Origin of the sequence: Burkholderia sp. IO2 (assembly GCF_029522185.1) — a bacterium.
Lineage (GTDB): Bacteria > Pseudomonadota > Gammaproteobacteria > Burkholderiales > Burkholderiaceae > Burkholderia > Burkholderia cenocepacia.
On sequence record NZ_JAKWFH010000009.1, the window covers coordinates 16,037 to 34,405 of the forward strand.

Sequence of the window (18,369 nt, forward strand, 5' to 3'; positions counted from 1 at the left end):
GCGCACTGCGACAATTTGCCCGGGGGACGTCCGTTTTTAAACATGTATTGTTTATGCATGTTTAACGGAGAACGAACATGACCCACATCACCGCTGACCAGATGGCCCGTGTGAAGGCCACCGCCCCCGTCCTCGCCGAGCACGGCGCGACGATCACGAAGCACTTCTACCAGCGCATGTTCGCGCGTCATCCGGAACTGAAGAACCTGTTCAACCAGACGCACCAGAAGACCGGCAGCCAGCCCGAGACGCTCGCGAAGGCCGTCTACGCGTATGCGGCGAACATCGACAACCTCGGCGCGCTGGGCGGCGCGGTGTCGCGCATCTCGCACAAGCACGCGAGCCTGAACATCCGCCCCGAGCATTACCCGATCGTCGGCGAGAACCTGCTCGCATCGATCGTCGAGGTGCTCGGCGACGCGGTCGATGCCGACACGCTCGAAGCCTGGCGCGTCGCATACGGCCAGCTCGCGCAGATCATGATCGGCGCCGAGGCCGATCTGTACGCGAACGCCGCGTGGAGCGGCTTCCGTCCGTTCAAGGTCGCGCGCAAGGTGCGTGAAAGCGACGAGATCACGTCGTTCTACCTGACGCCCGCCGACGGCGGCGAAGCACCGACGTTCGAGCCGGGCCAGTACGTCACGGTGAAGCGTTTCGTCGGCGAGCTCGGCGTCGACCAGCCGCGCCAGTACAGCCTGTCCGATGCGCCGCACGGCAAGTGGCTGCGCATCTCGGTGAAGCGCGAGGCCGGCAAGCCGGAAGCGATTCCGGCCGGCAAGGTGTCGACGCTGATGCACGATGGCGTCGAAGAGGGCGCGATCGTCGAAGTCACCGCGCCGATGGGCGACTTTTCGCTGAAGCGCGACGTGGATACGCCGGTCGTGCTGATCTCGGGCGGCGTCGGCATCACGCCGATGATGTCGATGGCGTCGGCGCTGATCGCGGCGGGCAGCCCGCGCGACGTGCGGTTCATCCACGCCTGCCGTTCGGGCGCGGTGCACGCGTTCCGCGACTGGCTGAACGACACCGTCGGCGAACACGCGAACGTGAAACGCACGGTGCTGTACGAACTGGTCGGCCCGAACGATCGCGTCGGCATCGACCACGACCTCGAAGGGCGCCTCACGCCGGAGCGCGTGCAGCAGTACGCGCTGGTGGCGGACGCCGATTACTACATCTGCGGGCCGGTCGCGTTCATGAAGGCCCAGCGCGACGCGCTCGTCGCGCTGGGCGTCGCGCCGGAGCGCGTGAACACCGAGATCTTCGGTTCGGGCGCGCTCGAGTGATGCGCGTACCGATGGTCTCCGGCCAATAAAAAAAGCCCGGCGCGAGCCGGGCTTTTTCGTTGCGGATGGCGCGTCAGGCGCGCAGCATCAAGGTGGGGTGATAGCGCCACACCTTGGCATCGGCGCTGATCAGCGGTGTCCCTTCATGGAGTGCCTGCGCGACCATCATGCGGTCGAATGGATCGGCATGATCGGGAAAGTCGGGCAGTACGGCGACGCCTTCGACGTGATCGCTGCTGATCGGCAACTCCGCAAAACCCGCAAGCCGAAAGGCCGAACGTGCATCTCTCGGATGGACGGGCAGATTGCCTGTGCGGTATTTGATCGCGATTTCCCAAATTGACGCGGCGCTGACGTACAGCGTGTTTTCGGGATGTTCGATCAACGCGGCCGCGGTTGCCGACAGTTGCGGCGCGCCTTCAGCCGCCCAGAGCGCGATGTGCGTGTCGAGCAGCAGCTTCACGGCGCGAGCCCGTGATCCGAGCTGGCATCGAAGTCGGCGGCGATCGATTCATCGCCGGCATTGAATGCGTCGACGCTTGTCGGGATATTCAATCCGGCCAGCAGCTGACGGGCTGCGCCGATCCGCTTCGGCGCGGCGTAAGGAACGATCCGGGCGACCGGATGCCCATTGCGGGCGATCACGACTTCGGACTCCCGCCCCAATTCAAGCGCTTCGACGAGGCTCGAAAGCCGCGACTTGGCATCGTGCATGTTGACGGTCGGCATGGTCGGCCTCTGATTAGCTAGGTAGTGTTAGCTAGTCAGGCAAGGCGACACGCCGACCGCAGGCTGGCCGGGTGGCCAATCTGCCGCCAGGCGAGGCCGTACGCGTCCTTCAGTTGCCGCTGCCGCGCGCGACGCGGCGCGCCTTCACCGATTCCGCGAGGCCTTCGAGCACCTTCACGCTGTCGTCCCACGCGATGCACGCGTCGGTGATGCTCTGGCCGTAGGTCAGCGCGCAGCCTTCCTTCAGGTCCTGACGGCCCTCGACCAGGTGCGACTCGATCATCACGCCGACGATGCGTTCGTCGCCGGCCGCGACCTGGCGGCCGATGTCGGCGCACACGGGAATCTGGTTCTCGTGCTTCTTCGAGCTGTTCGCATGGCTCGCGTCGATCATCAGACGCGCGGCGAGGCCGGCCTTGCCGATGTCCGCGCACGCGGCATTCACGCTGTCCGCGTCGTAGTTCGGCGCCTTGCCGCCGCGCAGGATCACGTGGCAGTCCTCGTTGCCGGCCGTCGACACGATCGCCGAATGGCCGCCCTTCGTCACCGACAGGAAATGGTGCGGCTGCGACGCGGCCTTGATCGCGTCGACCGCGATCTTCACGTTGCCGTCGGTGCCGTTCTTGAAGCCGACCGGGCACGACAGCCCCGACGCGAGTTCGCGGTGCACCTGCGACTCGGTCGTGCGCGCGCCGATCGCGCCCCACGAGATCAGGTCGGCGATGTACTGCGGGCTGATCATGTCGAGGTATTCGGTTGCTGCCGGCAGCCCCATTTCGTTGATCTGCAGCAGCAGCTCGCGCGCGGTGCGCAGCCCTTCGTTGATCTTGAAGCTATTGTCGAGGTGCGGATCGTTGATGAGCCCCTTCCAGCCGACCGTCGTGCGCGGCTTCTCGAAGTACACGCGCATCACGATTTCGAGTTCGCCCTTGAAGCGCTCGCGTTCCTTCACGAGCCGGCCCGCGTATTCGATCGCCGCCTTCGTGTCATGGATCGAGCACGGCCCGATCACGACGATCAGCCGGTCGTCCATCCCGTGCAGGATGCGGTGCATCGACTGGCGCGAGTGGTAGATCAGCTCGGACGCGGCTTCGGAGCACGCGAATTCGCGGATCAGGTGGGCGGGCGGCGTCAGTTCCTTGAGTTCGCGGATGCGGACGTCGTCGGTGTTGTGCGGGGGCATGCTGTTTCTCCTCATTTTCCGGGCGCCGTTCGGTCAGTGGGCGTGCGGCAGATTCATCGATTCGGGCGATTCAGTGGTGTCGGTCGGGGCTGCTGAACGGCTGCGGCGGCGACCGGCTGGCGAAGGGCGAAAAAAAACCGCCGGGTTCGCCGGCGGTTTTTTCGGGAATTTCGGTTGCGCTTTACGCGCCATCAACCCTCTCGATCCGCCAGCGGTCTGAGATACCAAAAAAAGTAAAAGTAAAACTTGGCGGACATGACGGAAATTCGGCTCGTCAAAAAAGTTGATTCGGAATTTATACCCCGTCCCCGTCCGGCTGGCAACCGGGAACCGTCGAAAATGCGGACAATCCGCGCGTTTTCGTCAAACTGCGCGGATTGTCTGCGCCGCGATGCGGTTATGCCGTACCGCCGACCGTCATCTTGTCGATCCGCAGGGTCGGCTGGCCGACGCCGACCGGCACGCTCTGGCCTTCCTTGCCGCATACGCCGACGCCCGTGTCGAGCGACATGTCGTTGCCGATCATGCTCACGTACTTCAGCGATTCCGGGCCGCTGCCGATCAGCGTCGCGCCCTTCACCGGGTAGGTGATCTTGCCGTTCTCGATCATGTACGCCTCAGACGCCGAGAACACGAACTTGCCGTTCGTGATGTCGACCTGGCCGCCGCCGAAGTTCACCGCGTACAGGCCGTTCTTCACCGACGCGATGATTTCTTGCGGATCCTTGTCGCCGTTCAGCATGTAGGTGTTCGTCATGCGCGGCATCGGCAGCGCCGCGTACGACTCGCGCCGCGCGTTGCCCGTGACCGGCATCTTCATCAGGCGCGCGTTCAGCGTGTCCTGGATGTAGCCCTTCAGGATGCCGTCCTCGATCAGCGTCGTGCACTGCGTCGGGTTGCCCTCGTCGTCGATGTTCAGCGAGCCGCGGCGGTTCGGCAGCGTGCCGTCGTCGACCACCGTCACGCCCTTCGCGGCGACCTGCTCGCCGATCCGGCCCGCGAACGCGGACGAGCCCTTGCGGTTGAAGTCGCCTTCGAGGCCGTGGCCGATCGCCTCGTGCAGCAGCACGCCCGGCCAGCCCGGCCCGAGCACGACCGTCATCGCGCCGGCCGGCGCGGGACGTGCATCGAGGTTGACGAGCGCCGCGTGCACGGCGTCGTCGACGTAGCGCGACAGCACGTCGTCGGTGAAGTAGCCGTAGTCGAAGCGGCCGCCGCCGCCGCCCGAGCCGATCTCGCGACGGCCGTTCTGCTCGGCGATCACCGTCACCGACACGCGTACGAGCGGGCGGATGTCGGCCGCGAGTGCGCCGTCGCTGCGTGCGACCAGCACGACGTCGTATTCGCCGGCGAGGCCCGCCATCACCTGCGTGATGCGCGGATCGCGCCCGCGCGCCATCTGCTCGATGCGTTCGAGCAGCTTGACCTTGGCCGTCGCGTCGAGCGACGCGAGCGGGTCGGACGGCAGGTACAGGTCGCGGCCCGAGATGCCCGTCAGCGACGTGGCTGCCTTGATCTTCTGGCGGCCGCCGCCGGCCGCCGCGATCGCCTTGGTGGCGGCGGCGGCTTGCGCGATCGCTTCGGGCGACAGGTCGTCCGAGTACGCGAACGCGGTGCGGTCGCCCGCGACCGCGCGCACGCCGACGCCCTGGTCGATGCTGAAGCTGCCCGATTTGACGATGCCTTCCTCGAGGCTCCACGCTTCGCTGCGGGTTGCCTGGAAGTACAGGTCCGCGTAGTCGACGCGATGCGTGAAGATGTCGGCGATCGTGCGCGTGAGCAGGCTTTCGTCGAGGCCGTACGGCGTGAGCAGGATGTCCTTCGCCAGCGCGAGATTGCGGATGCCGGGTTCGATGATGTTCATGCGGATATCGGGGTTTCTCAAAAAGTTGTCGGGTGCTGCCGGGCAGATGGGTGGGCCGCGCGGCGTTTCAAGCGGTGCGGCGGATTCAGGTCAGCACGCGGTGCCGCCACGCAGGCAGGCTCTGGCGTACGTCGGCGATGCGTTGCGGATCGATCGCGCCGAGCACGACGCTGGCGCCCTCGTCGCGCACCGCGACGATCTCGCCCCACGGGTCGATCAGCATGCTGTGGCCCCACGTGCGCCGGCCGTTCTCGTGCTTGCCGCCCTGCGCGGCCGCGAGCACGTAGCACTGGTTCTCGACGGCCCGCGCGCGCAGCAGCGTTTCCCAGTGTGCGCGGCCCGTCGTATACGTAAACGCCGACGGCACGACCATCAGCGCGCAGTCGCCCATGCGGCGATACAGCTCCGGAAAGCGGAGATCGTAACAGACCGACAGGCCGACCTGCCCGAACGGCGCATCGAACGCGACGACCGTGTCGCCCGCGCGGATCGTGCGCGCCTCGTCGAACGATTCGTCGCCTTTCTCGAAGTTGAACAGGTGGATCTTGTCGTAGCGCGCGGCTTCGTTGCCGGACGGATCGAACACGAGCGTCGTGTTCAGCACGCGATCGGGTTCGGGCGCCTTCAGCGGCAGCGTGCCGCCGATCACCCAGATGCCGTGGCGGCGCGCGGCGTCGGCGAGGAACTGCTGGATCGGGCCGTCCCGGTACGGTTCGGCGAGCGCGAGCTTGTCGGTGTCACGGTGGCCCATGAAGCAGAAATACTCGGGCAGCAGCACGAGCTGCGCGCCTTCGCCGGCGGCTTCCGCGATCAGGCGGCGCGCTTCGGCGAGATTGCGTGTGACGTCCGGCGTGCTCACCATCTGCAGCGCGGCGACCTGGAAGGGCGTGGCGGAACGGGCGTGGTCGGTCATCGCGGAATCGGTTGCGTCATAAATGGGGTGCGGCCCGGCGCCCTGCGTGGTGCGATGCGCGCTCAATGGCTCGCCGCATCGGCCGGACCGTGATTCATCTTACCCTGATCGCTCCGCACCCGCTCGATGTGCGGGTGCGCCCACGAGCCGGTGATCGCGTAGTCGAGCGCGAACGCGCGCGACAGCGTCTCGGACAGCGCGTAGTTCGCGGCCAGTACGCCGACGCCGAGCAGCGGGTTGATGATGGCCGCGCCGATCGCGGCCGCGCCCGCGCTGATTTTCGGCGCGACGTGCGCATGCAGGTCCTGTGTCTCGGTGCCGAGATCGACCGCGCCGCGCACGGTGACGTTCGCGGGCCCCGTCATCATCGAGAAATCGTCGGTGCGCGCGATCCCGTTCGAGATTCGGCCGGTGCCGGTGATCTTGTCGAACGGCAGCCCCTTGCCGACCACGTCGCGGAAGTTCAGCGTCAGGAAGCGCGCGAGGCTCTGCAGGCTCAGCACGCCGAGGAGTTTCGCCGCGCCCGGATCGACCTTCAGGATCTGCCCGTGTTCGAGGTCGAGCGCGACCTGCCCGCCGAGCGACGGGAAGTCGAGCGCGGTCGGGCCGCCGCGCCAGCCGACCTTGCCCGTGACCGAGCCGTGACCGTCCGCGAGCGTGCGCGGCAGGCCGACGCGGTCGAGCAGCGCGCCCGCGTTGTCGATGTCGAGCTTGAAGTCGAACACGGTCCGGCGCGGCGCGTCGTTTTCGTCGACGCCGCGGGCCAGTGCGCGGCGCGAGGTGCGCCAGTTGCCGGTCGCCGTGAGCTTCGCGGCCGGGTTCGACAGTTCCAGCTTGTCGAGCTGCCACACCGGCGTACCGTCTTCGTCGATGTTGCGTGCGTTGACGACGAGCCGGCCGATGTCGTGATCGCGCGCGACGACCTGGTCGACGATCAGGTCGATCGACGGCATTGGCCGGTCGGTCGGCGTCGGCAGGTTCATCGCGCGGCCGACGAGGTCGTGCTGCGAGCTCTGCGGCACGACCAGCTTCGCGAGCCGCGCGTTCAGCACGCCCGCGCCGTTGTGGCCGCCGCCCGGCGCCCACGACAGGTAGCCCGACACCTGGTTCGACGCGATGTTGGCCTGCCACAGGTCGTCGACGTGCGACGCGCCGACGATCACGTTCTCCCAGTTGCGCTTGAGCAGCTTCAGCGTGCCGAAGTGGAACGCGAAGCGCTTCGGCGCGAAGCTCGCGAAATCGACGCGCGGCGCGGCTTGCGGTTCCGGCGCCCGCGGCGTGTCGGGCTGCAGCGTGTGGGCGAGGGCGAGCCACGCGTCGGCGTCCAGCTCGGTGACGTCGACGGCCGCGCTCACGCCGTCCTGCGGCATGTCGGGCATCCGGTGGATGCCCATCGCGCCGCGCACCGCGCGCAGCGGCTGGCCGCGCGTCGCGTCGAGCAGGTAGGTCGCGGACACGGGGCCGAGCGTCAGGTCGGCATGTTCGAGGCGTTTGCCGTCCGCCTGCGGCGCCGGCTGCAGCGTGAAGCGGAACGGCATCGGCGTGCCGGCCGGTTTCGCGAACGGCGCCGGGAAGTTCAGCGCGACGCCGGTCAGGTCGGATTGCGCGCTGACGTCGGGCAGGCGGCCCGGCGCGCCGCGCACCGCGACCTTGTACGGCGCGTCGCCGACCACGTGTTCGAGCAGCGCGGCGGCCGCGCCGTGCAGGTTCAGGCCGCGCGCGGCGTCGAGCGCGAGCCGGCCGTCGACGTCCACCGCGTACGGGCCGTGTGACTGGAAGGTGCCGTTCGCGCGCACCGGGCCGCCGAGGAAGCGCCCCGACAGCGCGTGCAGCGACGCGCCCGCCTCGGTGAAACGGACGCTGCCGCGCAGCGCCGACAGCGGCGGCACGCCGCTCGTCGACAGCGTGTTGCCGCCGAACCCGAGCGCGCCTTCGATGTGCGTGTGCGGATGGGCGACGTGCTGCGGAATCGTGATCTTGAGCGCGAGCGACGCGGGGCCCTGCGCGTCGATCCGCTGGCCGATGTGGTTGCTCATCGTGCCGAGCGAGCTGTTGTCCGCGTAGTCGATCAGGTCGGCGAGCGGGCCCTGCGCATGGCCGTCGATGATCAGCGGCGAGTGCGACGGATTGCCGAGGTCGTCGATGCGGCCCGCGACCTTCGTCAGCGCGACGCGCTTGTAGTGCGCGCGGTCGATGTCGAAACGCAGCTTGTTCTGCGCGAGCTCGAACACGCCGTCGATTCCGTCGAGCGCCGGCCAGACGCTCGGCGTGCCGTTCGCGAGCTTGCGCGGCGGGTACGGCGTCGGCTCGAAGCGGCCGCCGGTGAACGGCGCGACGATGTGGAACACGCCGGCGTCCGGCTCGTGTTCGAACGGGAATTTCTCGAGCGGGCCGCGCGCGACGATCGATGCGCCCTTGGTCACCTTGCCGTCCTGCAGCGCGTGGCCGAGATAGTCGCGCAGGTGCTCGGACATCCCGGTCGGCAGGTAGCGCGGAATGCGCGCGACCGACGCGCGCGCGAAATCGGCGCGCAGGTCGAGCGAGCCGCGGCCGTGGCCGGGGTTCGTGTACGAGCCCGACACCGCGATTTCGGCATCCGGGTTCGACACGAGCAGGTCGGGCAGCGACACGTCGACGCGCGCGTGCTTGTCGCCGGGCGCGGGCGTGATCGTCCATTTGGCATTGCCGCGCAGCCGGTCGAACGTCAGGCGCGGCTCGTCGAATTCGCCGGGCACGGTGACGGCCGCGTTGACCGTGTCGATATGCGCGGCGCCGCCGGTCTCGTTCGCATCGACGCGGCCCCACAGGTTCTCGACGCCCGGCCAGCCGGCGCGCGGGTGGCCGCGCGGCGAGAGCCCGGGCGGCGGCTCCTGCGCGGCGAAGCTGATGCCTTGCAGATCGCCGAGGAAGCGGTAGCGGACGATCGGTGCGGCGCCCATGCGCCGCTCCTCGTCGGCGAGATCGGGGTGCGCGGGTTTCGCGCGCTCGACCTCGATGTGATAGTTCGACACCATCCCGCGCGGGTCGATCTTGATCAGCTCGTTGCGCAGGCGCGCCGGCAGCGGCAGCCCGCGGATGAATTCGCTGAGGATGCCGAGATCGACGCGGTCGCCGACCACGCTGAGCAGTTGCCCCTGGTTCGCGGTCGGCACGCGGTAGCGCGCCGTCAGCGTCGACAGCGCGAGCGAGCGCGCGAGCGGCGTGCCGTCCGGCAGCGGCGGCTGGCCGAGTTCCGCATTGAAGCGCGTCAGGTGCAGCGTGTAGTCGTGGCCCGCGTCGAGCACCATGTCCCAGCCGAAGCCGACCGTCGGCACGTCGAGCCGCGGTTGCGTCGGGCGCACGCGCAGCGCGACGTCGGCGCCTTGCAGGTCGCCGCCCGCCGAGCGCAAGTGGCCGTCGCCGAAGGTCGCCCAGATCGCGTTGTCGATCCGCCCCGCGTGGATCGTGAGCGGCACGTCGAGATAGCGCGTGAGCGTCTGCAGGTCGACGGGGCCGGTCGACAGGTACGCGTCGCCGGTCCAGTTCGCCGGCTTGCCGATCGGCGCGAGCGGCTTGTGTCTGAAGCGTGCGCGGAAATCGAGCGGGCCGAGCAGCAGCGTGCCGTTGGCGGGCGCCTGCAGCGCCGCCTTGTGCACGCGGCCGTCGTTGAGCACCGCGAGCCGGATGCCCGACAGCACGAGCTCCGGTGCGTCGTGCTGCGCGTCGCGCCAGCGCAGCGTGCCGCCGCGCAGCACGATCGCCTCCTGCTTCAGCAGCCAGGTGCCGAACGTGTCGTTGCCGCCGTGGGTGGTGGCCACGCCGACGCCCGCGACGCTCAGCGAGCCGTCGGCCGCCCGCGCGACGACCAGGTCGGGCTGGTCGACGATCAGGCTCGACAGGGCGGGCGACAGCCGCAGCAGCGACATCCACGACAGCGCGGCGGTCGCATGCGGCACCGACAGCGCGACCTTGCCGTCACGGCCGCGGATCGTCAGGTTCGTGAGTTCGACGCCCGGCTGCATGCCGGACCAGTTCGGGGAAAGCTTGCCGATCGAAAGCTGCGCGTGGAGCTTGTCGGACACCGCGCGCTCGATGCGCGGGCGGAATTCGTCGATGCGGGGCAGCAGCACGTAGCGCAGCCCGAGGAAGGCGCCGGACGCGACGAAGTAGGTGCCGATCCCGACTGCCAGCGTCACCCTGAACACGCGACGCAGGACCGGATGATCGTGCTTCGGAGGTCCCGCTTCGGGCGCAGCTACGGCGGATTCCTGACGGTCGGACATGCGGCGGACGGGCGGCGATATGGTAGTTTTGCAGACTGACGTTGAAATGTATCACACGGGTTCGTGCCGGCGGCCGTTGGGGCAGCACGGCACGGGCTTTCCGGCGCGCGGTGTCGCGACGGGCGCACGCGCGTCCGGCGGGTGCCGCGCCGAGTCCATGGGGCCGGTCGGCAGCGGGGCGCGCACGCGCCGGCCGCAGCCTGCCGGCCTTTTCGCCAGGCCCGCTTCTCGATGACCGACGCTTCCGCACTGATCAGCACGTCCTATTCCCGATACCTTGCCCGCGCCGCTGCCGCGCGGCCCGCGCTGACCGAGCAGATCGTCGCGTGGGCGGCCGCGCCGCTTGGCCGCGCGCAGCTCGACGCGCGCCTCACCGAGCTGCTCGCGACACCCGCCGGCACGGCGGCGCCGGGCGAGGAGCAGCTGAAGCGCGCGCTGCGGCAGTTGCGCGCCGAGGCGTTCGGCGCGGTCGCGGAGCGCGACCTGCGCGGGCTGGCCGACGTCGCCGAGGTGACGGGCGCGATGACCGACCTCGCCGAAGTGGCCGTGCAGCGCTCGCTCGCGCTGCTGTCGGCCGAACTCGAGGCGCTGTACGGCGAGCCGCGCGGCGCCGACGGCCAGCGCGTCGTGCTCGGCGTGGTCGGGATGGGCAAGCTCGGCGGCCGGGAGCTCAACGTGTCGTCGGACATCGACCTGATCTTCGTCTACGAGGACGACGGCGAGACCACCGGCGGCGCGCGTTCGCCGCTGTCCACGCAGGAATACTTCACGCGGCTCGGCCGGCGCCTGATCGGCGTGCTGTCCGAGGTCACGGCCGACGGTTACGTGTTTCGCGTCGACATGCGGTTGCGGCCGAACGGCGATTCGGGGCCGCTCGTCTGCAGCATCGGGATGCTCGAGGAATATTTCTACGTGCAGGGGCGCGAATGGGAGCGCTATGCGTGGATCAAGGGGCGGCTCGTGTCGGAAGGCGACAGCGACGCCGCGCAGCGGCTCGCGGCGCAGCTCGAATCGATCGTCAAGCCGTTCGTGTACCGCCGCTATCTCGATTTCGGCGTGATCGGCGCGATCCGTTCGCTGCACCAGCAGATCCGGCAAGAAGCCGCGCGCCGCGCGTCGATGCGGCCCGACAAGGCCGACGACATCAAGCTCGGGCGCGGCGGGATCCGCGAGATCGAGTTCAGCGCGCAGGTGTTCCAGTTGATCCGCGGCGGCCAGGATGCGGAATTCCGCGTGCGGCCGACGCTCGCGGTGCTGCGACATGCGCAGGCGCGCGGGCTGATCGGTGACGACGTATGCGCGCGGCTGACCGACGCCTACAACTTCCTGCGCACGCTCGAGCACCGGTTGCAATACCGCAACGACGCGCAGACGCATGCGATGCCGGTCGAGCCCGACGAACGTGCGGCGCTTGCCGCGTCGCTCGGGTTTGCCGACTATGCGGCGCTGATGACGGTGCTGGACGGCCACCGCACGTTCGTCGAAACGCAGTTCGACCAGATTTTTGCCGACAAGGCGAGCGGCGCGCCGTGCGCGGCCGGCGACGACACGGCCGCCGCGTGGATCTGGAGCGGCGCGCTGGCCGACGACGGCGAGGACGACGCGCTGGTCGCGCGCCTCGACGGCCTGGGTTTCACCGATCCGGCCGCCGTGCTCGCGCGGCTGCGCGCGATCTGGCAATCGTCGCGCTACACCGGGCTGCCGGAAAAGAGCCGGCAGCGCTTCGACAGCGTCGCGCAGCGGGCGCTCGACGCCGCGCCGAAGATCGACGCCGCGCGCCGCGACGACACGATCGTGCGCCTGTTCGACCTGCTGGAGACGGTGAGCCGGCGCGGCGTCTATCTCGCGCTGCTGACCGAATACCCGGCCGCGCTCGACCGCGTGCTGTCGGTGCTCGGCGCGACGCGCTGGGGCGGCGGCTACCTGATCCGCCACCCGCAGCTGCTCGACGAACTGCTCGACGACGAGGCGATCGCGAGCCCGTTCGACTGGCCCGCGTTCAAGGATGCGCTGCGCGCGCGGCTCGCGGCGGCCGACGGCCCCGAGCAGCAGATGGACCTGCTGCGCCACGCGCAGCACGCCGAGGTGTTCCGGATCCTGCTGATCGATCTGGCCGGCCAGCTGTCGGTCGAGCATGTGAGCGACCGGCTGTCCGAGCTGGCCGACGCGGTGCTCGACGTGACGATCGAAGTCGTCTGGTCGCAGCTCGCGAAGCGCCATCGCGACGTGCCGAAGTTCGCGGTGATCGCGTACGGCAAGCTGGGCGGCAAGGAGCTCGGCTACGCGTCGGATCTCGACCTGATCTTCCTGTACGACGATCCGGACGAACGCGCGGCGGACGTCTACACCACCTTTACGCGGCGCCTGATCACCTGGCTCACGACGGCGACCGGCGCGGGCGCACTGTTCGACATCGACCTGCGGCTGAGGCCGAACGGCGAGGCCGGGCTGCTCGTCACCGATCTCGACGCGTTTCGCCGCTATCAGCTGCGCGAGGGCGATGCGGCGAATACCGCGTGGGTGTGGGAGCACCAGGCGCTGACGCGCGCCCGCTACAGCGCGGGCGACGCGCAGATCGGCGCGGATTTCGAGGCGATCCGCCAGCAGGTGCTGACGACGCCGCGCGACGGCGGCGTGCTCGCGAAGGAGATCGTCGACATGCGCGGCAAGGTATTTGCCGGCCACCCGAACCAGACCGAGCTGTTCGACCTGAAGCACGATCGCGGCGGGATGGTCGACATCGAGTTCATCGTCCAGTACTGGGTGCTGCTGCATGCGTCGAGCGACGCCGAGCTGATCCGCAACACCGGCAACATCGCGCTGCTGCGCGAGGTCGCGCGCTTCGGGCTGATGGGCGAAGACGAGGCCGAGCGCGTCGGCGCGGCGTACCGCAAGTACCGGAAGCTGCAGCACAAGCTGCGGCTCGACGGGATGGAGAAGGCGCGCGTCGACCCGGCGGTGGTGGCCGACGAGCGGGCGGCCGTGACGGCGTTGTGGACACGCGTATTCGGTGCGGTTGAAACGGCCGTTTGAAGAAAGCAGGGCGGGCGCGGCATCGATCCGCGTACCGCCCTGAATCGAAGGAGCGAGCCCGTTCGGCTTGCGCGGGACGGCTCCCGCCTCGCATCAGGCCGCCAGCATTTCCTTCGCGTGCTTGCGTGTGGTGGCGGTGATTTCGAGCCCGCCGAGCATCCGCGCGACTTCCTCGATCCGGTTCGCGCGGTCGAGTGCAACAACGGTCGATACCGTGCCGCCGCGCTCGTCGGCGCCCTTCGCCACCTGGAAATGATGGTCGCCGCGCGCGGCGACCTGCGGCAGGTGCGTCACGCACAACACCTGGCGGTCGCGCCCGAGCTGGTGCAGCAGGCGGCCGACCACTTCGGCGACGCCGCCGCCGATCCCCGTGTCGACTTCGTCGAAGATCAGCGTCGGCGTCGGGCTCGCCGCGCTGGCGATCACCGCGAGCGCGAGGCTGATCCGCGCGAGCTCGCCGCCCGACGCGACCTTCGCGAGCGGCCGCAGCGGCACGCCCGGGTGCCCGGCCACGCGGAATTCGACCTGTTCGAGCCCGTGCGGGCCGCCGTCGGCGAGCGGCACGAGCGCGACCTCGAAGCTTCCGCCCGCCATCGACAATTCCTGCATGCCGGCCGTGACGGCCGTGCCGAGCGCCTTCGCGGCCTGCGCGCGCGCTTTCGACAGGCGTTTGGCGTCGGCGAGATAGGCTTCCCGCGCCTTCGCCTGCGCGGCCTCGAGCGCGCCGAGATCGGCGGCCGCGTCGAGCGCGGCGAGCTGCGCGCGGCGCGCCGCATGCTCTTCGTGCAGCGTATCGGGCGGCAGCCGGAACTTGCGGGCGGTCGAGTGCAGCGCGTCGAGCCGCGCTTCGACCTGCGCGAGCCGCTCCGGGTCGAGATCGACGCGCTGCGCGTAGTGCGACAGCGAATAGACGGCTTCCTGCAACTGGATCTCGGCCGGCTCCAGCGACGCGAGCGCATCGCCGAGCGCGGTGTCGTAGTCGGCCAGGCTGCGCAGCTTCGACACGATCGCGCCGAGCTGCGCGAGCATCGCGTCGTCGGACTCGGACAGCGCGTTGAGCGCGCCGCGTACGCCTTCGATCAGGTTCGCCGAATGCGACAGGCGCTTGTGTTCGTTGCTGACTTCGTCCCATTCGCCGGCTTGCGGCGCGAGCTTGTCGAGTTCGGCGAGCTGCCACGCGAGCTTTTCGCGTTCGAGCTGCAATTCGCGCTCGTGCGCCTTCGCGGCGTCGATCGCCTGCGTCGCGTCGCGCCACACGCGCCATGCGCGCGCGACGTTCGCGGCATCGGCGACGAGCCCCGCATGCGTGTCGAACAGCTCGCGCTGCGCGTCGGGCCGCATCAGCAGCTGGTGTGCGTGCTGGCCGTGGATGTCGACGAGCATCTCGCCGAGCTCGCGCAGTTGCGCGAGCGTCGCGCTGGTGCCGTTGATGAACGCGCGCGAGCGGCCGTTCGCGTCGATCACGCGGCGCAGCATCACGGTGTCCTCGGCGTCGAACGCGTGTTCGTCGAGCCAGCGCGCGACGCGGTCGTGCGGCGTGAATTCGGCCGTGATGTCGGCGCGGCCGCAGCCGGTGCGCACGACGCTCGCGTCGGCGCGTTCGCCGAGCGCGAGGGCGAGAGCGTCGATCAGGATCGATTTGCCGGCGCCGGTTTCGCCGGAAAAGACGGAAAAGCCGCTGTCGAATTCGAGATCGAGCGCGGCGACGATGACGAAGTCGCGGATCGAGAGGTGGCGGAGCATGGTGTCGGGAGCAGCGGCGTCAGGACGCCTTGTCGTCTTCGTTCGATGCGTGTTCGTTCCAGTGCAGCTTCTTGCGCAGCGTCGTGTAGTAGCTGTAGCCGATCGGGTGCAGGAACGGCACCGTGTGCTTCGAGCGGCGCACCTCGATCGTATCGTTCAGTTCGAGCGACGTGAACGACTGCATGTCGAAGTTCACGTTGACGTCGCGGCCGCCGACGATCTGGATCGCGATCTTCGAATCGTCGGGCAGCACGATCGGCCGGTTCGACAGCGCGTGCGGCGCGATCGGCACGAGCACGATGCCCGCCAGCTGCGGATGGAGGATCGGGCCAGCCGACGACAGCGCATACGCGGTCGAGCCAGTGGGCGTCGCGACGATCAGCCCGTCCGAGCGCTGGTTGTACATGTAGCGGCCGTCGACCGACGCGCGCAGCTCGACCATCCCGGAGAAGCCGCTGCGGTTCACGACGACGTCGTTGAAGGCGAGCGCGTGGTAGATCGGTTCGCCGTCGCGCACGATCCGCGCCTCGAGCAGCGAGCGCTCCTCGCGCTCGAACTTGCCGGCCAGCATCACGGGGACGAGCGCCTGCATGTCGGATGCCGCGATGTCGGTGATGAAGCCGAGCCGCCCGTGGTTGATCCCGATCAGCGGTGTCCGGTACGGCGCGAGCTGGCGGCCGATGCCGAGCATCGTGCCGTCGCCGCCGAGCACGATCGCCACGTCCGCTCGCGCCCCGATTTCGGCCGGGGTGAGCGCCGGGTAGCCGGCGATGCCGATTTCCCGCGCGGTATCGCCTTCGAAGACGACCTCGAAGCCGAGCGTGGCGATGCTGTCCGCCAGCGTGGCGAGCGGCTCGGCGATGCCGGGCGTGTTGCTCCGGCCGACGAGCGCGACAGTATTGAACTGATTACCGGTTTTCATGCCGGCATTACACCATAGCTCGTTGACGAAAAGAACCGGCTGTACGTCGACGGGGCCGGATCGGGCCGCCCCGCGCAACGGTGGCGGACGGTACTCGCCGCGGTCGCGCGGTTGCGCTAAAATTTTCCACCATGCTAGATCCTCGCGCACGAACCCTCCTGAAAACCCTGATCGAACGGTATATCGCCGACGGTCAGCCAGTCGGATCGCGCACGTTGTCCCGTTACTCCGGGCTCGAGCTGAGCCCGGCGACGATCCGCAACGTGATGTCCGACCTGGAGGAGCTCGGCCTCGTGTCGAGCCCGCACACGTCGGCCGGACGCATTCCGACGCCGCGCGGCTACCGGCTGTTCGTCGATACGATGCTGACGGTCGAGGCGCCGATCGACGCCGAGGCCGTCGCGCGCCAGGTGCAGAACACGCTGCAGGCCGGCGAGCCGCAGCAGCGGGTGGTCGCGGCCGCCGCGAGCGTGCTGTCGAACCTGTCGCAGTTCGCGGGCGTCGTGCTGACGCCGCGCCGCAGCCACGTGTTCAAGCAGATCGAGTTCATGCGCCTGTCCGACAAGCGCATCCTGCTGATCATCGTCACGCCCGAGGGCGACGTGCAGAACCGCATGCTCGCGACGCCGCGCGACTATTCGCCGTCGCAGCTGACCGAGGCGTCCAACTACATCAATGCGCATTTCGCCGGCCTGTCGTTCGACGAGGTGCGCCGCCGCCTGCGCGACGAGATCGACCAGTTGCGCGGCGACATGACGACGCTGATGCACGCGGCCGTGACGGCCAGCACCGAGGTGCCCGACACCGAGGACACCGTGCTGATTTCCGGCGAGCGCAACCTGCTCGAAGTGGCGGACCTTTCGTCCGACATGGCGCGGCTGCGCAAGCTGTTCGACGTATTCGACCAAAAGACGGGCCTCCTGCAACTGCTCGACGTATCGAGCCACGCCCAGGGCGTGCAGATCTTCATCGGCGGCGAATCGACGCTCGTGCCGATCGAGGAAATGAGCGTCGTGACCGCACCATACGAGGTGAACGGCAAGATCGTCGGCACGCTTGGCGTGATCGGCCCGACCCGCATGGCGTACAACCGCGTGATACCGATCGTCGACATCACCGCGCGCCTGCTGTCGCTCACGCTGAGCCAGCAATAACCCGCGATCGCCGGCGATTGCAGGCAATCACCGGCCCGATCCCGCCCCGCTATCGTGCCGCGGCGCCGCTCGCGGCGACAGTCGGCCGAACGGCACGGGGCGGCCCGCTATAATTGAGGGCCGTCCGGTCCCGTGCCCCGAGCACGTTCTTGCCCATGCGTTTCGATCTTGAGCCGCCTTCGAGCGTCGCGGCCGCCCACCGCATCGGTGTGCTGCTGATCAATCTCGGCACGCCCGACGCGCCCACGCCGCGCGCGGTGCGGCGCTATCTGGCCGAATTCCTGTCGGATCCGCGGGTCGTCGAAATCCCGCAGGCCGTCTGGCAGGTGCTGCTGCGCACGCTGATCCTGCCGCTGCGCGGCCGCGCGTCCGCGAAGAAGTACGCGGCCGTCTGGATGCCCGAGGGTTCGCCGCTGCGCGTGTACACCGAGCGCCAGACCGACAGCGTGCGGCATCTGCTCACGTCGAACGGCTATCACGTGACGGTCGACTACGCGATGCGCTACGGCAGCCCGAACATTTCGCACGCGCTTGCCCAGTTCAAGCGCGCGGGCGTCGAGCGCGTGCTGTTGATGCCGATGTATCCGCAATACTCGGCGTCGACCACGGCCACCGCATTCGATGCCGCGTTCGACGCGCTCGCGCGCATGCGCAATCAGCCGGAAGTGCGCACGGTGCGGCACTATGCCGACCATCCGGCCTATATCCACGCGCTGGCCGAGCAGGTGCGCCAGTACTGGGCGCAGCACGGCCGGCCCGATTTCGCGGCCGGCGACAAGCTGGTGCTGAGCTTCCACGGCGTGCCGAAGCGCACGCTCGACCTCGGCGACCCGTATCACGACCAGTGCCAGCAGACGGGCGCGTTGCTGATGGCCGCGCTCGGGCTGTCGACCACCGAATGCCGCGTCACGTTCCAGTCACGCTTCGGCAAGGCCGAATGGCTGCAGCCGTACACCGCGCCGACGCTGCGCGAATTCGGCGAGGCCGGCGTGCGGCGAGCCGACGTGTTCTGTCCCGGCTTCACGGCCGATTGCCTGGAGACGATCGAGGAAATCGGCATGGAGGTGCGCGACGAGTTCCTCGCCGGCGGCGGCAAGACCTTCCACCGGATTCCGTGCCTGAACGGCGCGTCCGCGTGGATCGGCGCGCTCGGCGAGATCGTCGCGGAGAATCTGCAGGGCTGGCCCGTCAAGGCTGCGCAGCCCGAACCGGTCAACTGAGATGAAACGACTGCCGCGTCCACTGCACCCGCTGCCGCCCGAAGGCGCGGCCGGCCTTTG

At 69.0% G+C, this 18,369-nt stretch carries 13 protein-coding genes; 5 read left to right on the forward strand and 8 right to left on the reverse strand.

The genetic code is table 11. The features are described 5' to 3' along the window. Positions 1-77: 77 nt before the first annotated feature. Positions 78-1,286 (forward strand): NO-inducible flavohemoprotein, encoded by a 1,209-nt coding sequence (gene hmpA / locus MMB92_RS07625; RefSeq protein ID WP_125332825.1) that lies wholly within the window; start codon positions 78-80, stop codon positions 1,284-1,286. A 73-nt stretch (positions 1,287-1,359) separates the two neighbouring features. Here hmpA and MMB92_RS07630 read toward each other — a convergent pair whose 3' ends face one another. The 3 genes from MMB92_RS07630 to aroG form a co-directional block, all read right to left on the reverse strand. Further along, the gene (locus tag MMB92_RS07630) at positions 1,360-1,749 is read right to left on the reverse strand and encodes a type II toxin-antitoxin system VapC family toxin (RefSeq protein ID WP_062884106.1); all 390 of its coding nucleotides are present in this window, start codon (positions 1,747-1,749) and stop codon (positions 1,360-1,362) included. Next, positions 1,746-2,015: a type II toxin-antitoxin system Phd/YefM family antitoxin gene (locus MMB92_RS07635; protein WP_006489304.1), complete on the reverse strand. Its 270-nt coding sequence runs from the start codon at positions 2,013-2,015 to the stop codon at positions 1,746-1,748. Before MMB92_RS07635 ends, MMB92_RS07630 begins: the two co-directional genes overlap by 4 nt. Positions 2,016-2,124: 109 nt before the next feature. Beyond that, entirely contained in the window at positions 2,125-3,198 is a 1,074-nt protein-coding gene (aroG, locus tag MMB92_RS07640; protein ID WP_006489288.1) for a 3-deoxy-7-phosphoheptulonate synthase AroG, read from the reverse strand. On the opposite strand from aroG, the gene MMB92_RS07645 reads away from it, so the two are divergent. Beyond that, on the forward strand, positions 3,197-3,418 hold the full coding sequence (locus MMB92_RS07645; protein ID WP_006497499.1) for a hypothetical protein: 222 nt from the start codon (positions 3,197-3,199) through the stop codon (positions 3,416-3,418). The genes aroG and MMB92_RS07645 overlap by 2 nt on opposite strands. Positions 3,419-3,595: 177 nt before the next feature. Here MMB92_RS07645 and tldD read toward each other — a convergent pair whose 3' ends face one another. The 3 genes from tldD to MMB92_RS07660 all read right to left on the reverse strand — a co-directional run bounded on the left by tldD (position 3,596) and on the right by MMB92_RS07660 (position 10,237). After that, positions 3,596-5,062, reverse strand: a complete 1,467-nt coding sequence (tldD, locus tag MMB92_RS07650; protein WP_006489294.1) for a metalloprotease TldD — start codon at positions 5,060-5,062, stop codon at positions 3,596-3,598. An 85-nt stretch (positions 5,063-5,147) separates the two neighbouring features. Next, positions 5,148-5,975, reverse strand: coding sequence for a carbon-nitrogen hydrolase family protein (locus tag MMB92_RS07655; RefSeq protein ID WP_034200997.1), 828 nt, complete (start codon positions 5,973-5,975; stop codon positions 5,148-5,150). A 62-nt stretch (positions 5,976-6,037) separates the two neighbouring features. Beyond that, positions 6,038-10,237, reverse strand: a complete 4,200-nt coding sequence (locus MMB92_RS07660) for a YhdP family protein (RefSeq protein ID WP_059721646.1) — start codon at positions 10,235-10,237, stop codon at positions 6,038-6,040. A 231-nt stretch (positions 10,238-10,468) separates the two neighbouring features. Between MMB92_RS07660 and glnE the strand changes: the two genes are divergently transcribed. Continuing rightward, entirely contained in the window at positions 10,469-13,270 is a 2,802-nt protein-coding gene (glnE, locus tag MMB92_RS07665; protein WP_212268247.1) for a bifunctional [glutamate--ammonia ligase]-adenylyl-L-tyrosine phosphorylase/[glutamate--ammonia-ligase] adenylyltransferase, read from the forward strand. A 93-nt stretch (positions 13,271-13,363) separates the two neighbouring features. Here the strand turns inward: glnE and recN are convergent, their stop codons facing one another. Further along, on the reverse strand, positions 13,364-15,013 hold the full coding sequence (gene recN, locus MMB92_RS07670) for a DNA repair protein RecN (RefSeq protein ID WP_006484926.1): 1,650 nt from the start codon (positions 15,011-15,013) through the stop codon (positions 13,364-13,366). 19 nt (positions 15,014-15,032) lie between these two features. Then, a complete protein-coding gene (locus tag MMB92_RS07675; protein WP_006492558.1) occupies positions 15,033-15,935 on the reverse strand; it encodes an NAD kinase in 903 nt (300 codons plus the stop codon). A 131-nt stretch (positions 15,936-16,066) separates the two neighbouring features. Here MMB92_RS07675 and hrcA point away from each other — a divergent pair, with 131 nt between their 5' ends. Together hrcA and hemH are read left to right on the forward strand one after the other, a co-directional pair. After that, the gene (gene hrcA, locus MMB92_RS07680; protein WP_006484956.1) at positions 16,067-17,089 is read left to right on the forward strand and encodes a heat-inducible transcriptional repressor HrcA; all 1,023 of its coding nucleotides are present in this window, start codon (positions 16,067-16,069) and stop codon (positions 17,087-17,089) included. A gap of 155 nt (positions 17,090-17,244) precedes the next feature. Beyond that, positions 17,245-18,309 carry a ferrochelatase gene (gene hemH, locus MMB92_RS07685; RefSeq protein ID WP_006484983.1) on the forward strand — a complete coding sequence of 355 codons (1,065 nt, stop codon included), beginning with the start codon at positions 17,245-17,247 and terminating at the stop codon, positions 18,307-18,309. Positions 18,310-18,369: the final 60 nt, after the last annotated feature.

Bases quoted from the DNA above. Each gene is read 5' to 3' on its own strand.
- hmpA (WP_125332825.1), top strand. From the start codon at position 78: ATGACCCACATCACCGCTGACCAGATGGCCCGTGTGAAGGCCACCGCC.
- MMB92_RS07635 (WP_006489304.1), bottom strand. From the start codon at position 2,015: ATGCCGACCGTCAACATGCACGATGCCAAGTCGCGGCTTTCGAGCCTC.
- MMB92_RS07645 (WP_006497499.1), top strand. From the start codon at position 3,197: ATGCTGTTTCTCCTCATTTTCCGGGCGCCGTTCGGTCAGTGGGCGTGC.
- aroG (WP_006489288.1), bottom strand. From the start codon at position 3,198: ATGCCCCCGCACAACACCGACGACGTCCGCATCCGCGAACTCAAGGAA.
- tldD (WP_006489294.1), bottom strand. From the start codon at position 5,062: ATGAACATCATCGAACCCGGCATCCGCAATCTCGCGCTGGCGAAGGAC.
- MMB92_RS07655 (WP_034200997.1), bottom strand. From the start codon at position 5,975: ATGACCGACCACGCCCGTTCCGCCACGCCCTTCCAGGTCGCCGCGCTG.
- MMB92_RS07660 (WP_059721646.1), bottom strand. From the start codon at position 10,237: ATGTCCGACCGTCAGGAATCCGCCGTAGCTGCGCCCGAAGCGGGACCT.
- glnE (WP_212268247.1), top strand. From the start codon at position 10,469: ATGACCGACGCTTCCGCACTGATCAGCACGTCCTATTCCCGATACCTT.
- recN (WP_006484926.1), bottom strand. From the start codon at position 15,013: ATGCTCCGCCACCTCTCGATCCGCGACTTCGTCATCGTCGCCGCGCTC.
- MMB92_RS07675 (WP_006492558.1), bottom strand. From the start codon at position 15,935: ATGAAAACCGGTAATCAGTTCAATACTGTCGCGCTCGTCGGCCGGAGC.
- hrcA (WP_006484956.1), top strand. From the start codon at position 16,067: ATGCTAGATCCTCGCGCACGAACCCTCCTGAAAACCCTGATCGAACGG.
- hemH (WP_006484983.1), top strand. From the start codon at position 17,245: ATGCGTTTCGATCTTGAGCCGCCTTCGAGCGTCGCGGCCGCCCACCGC.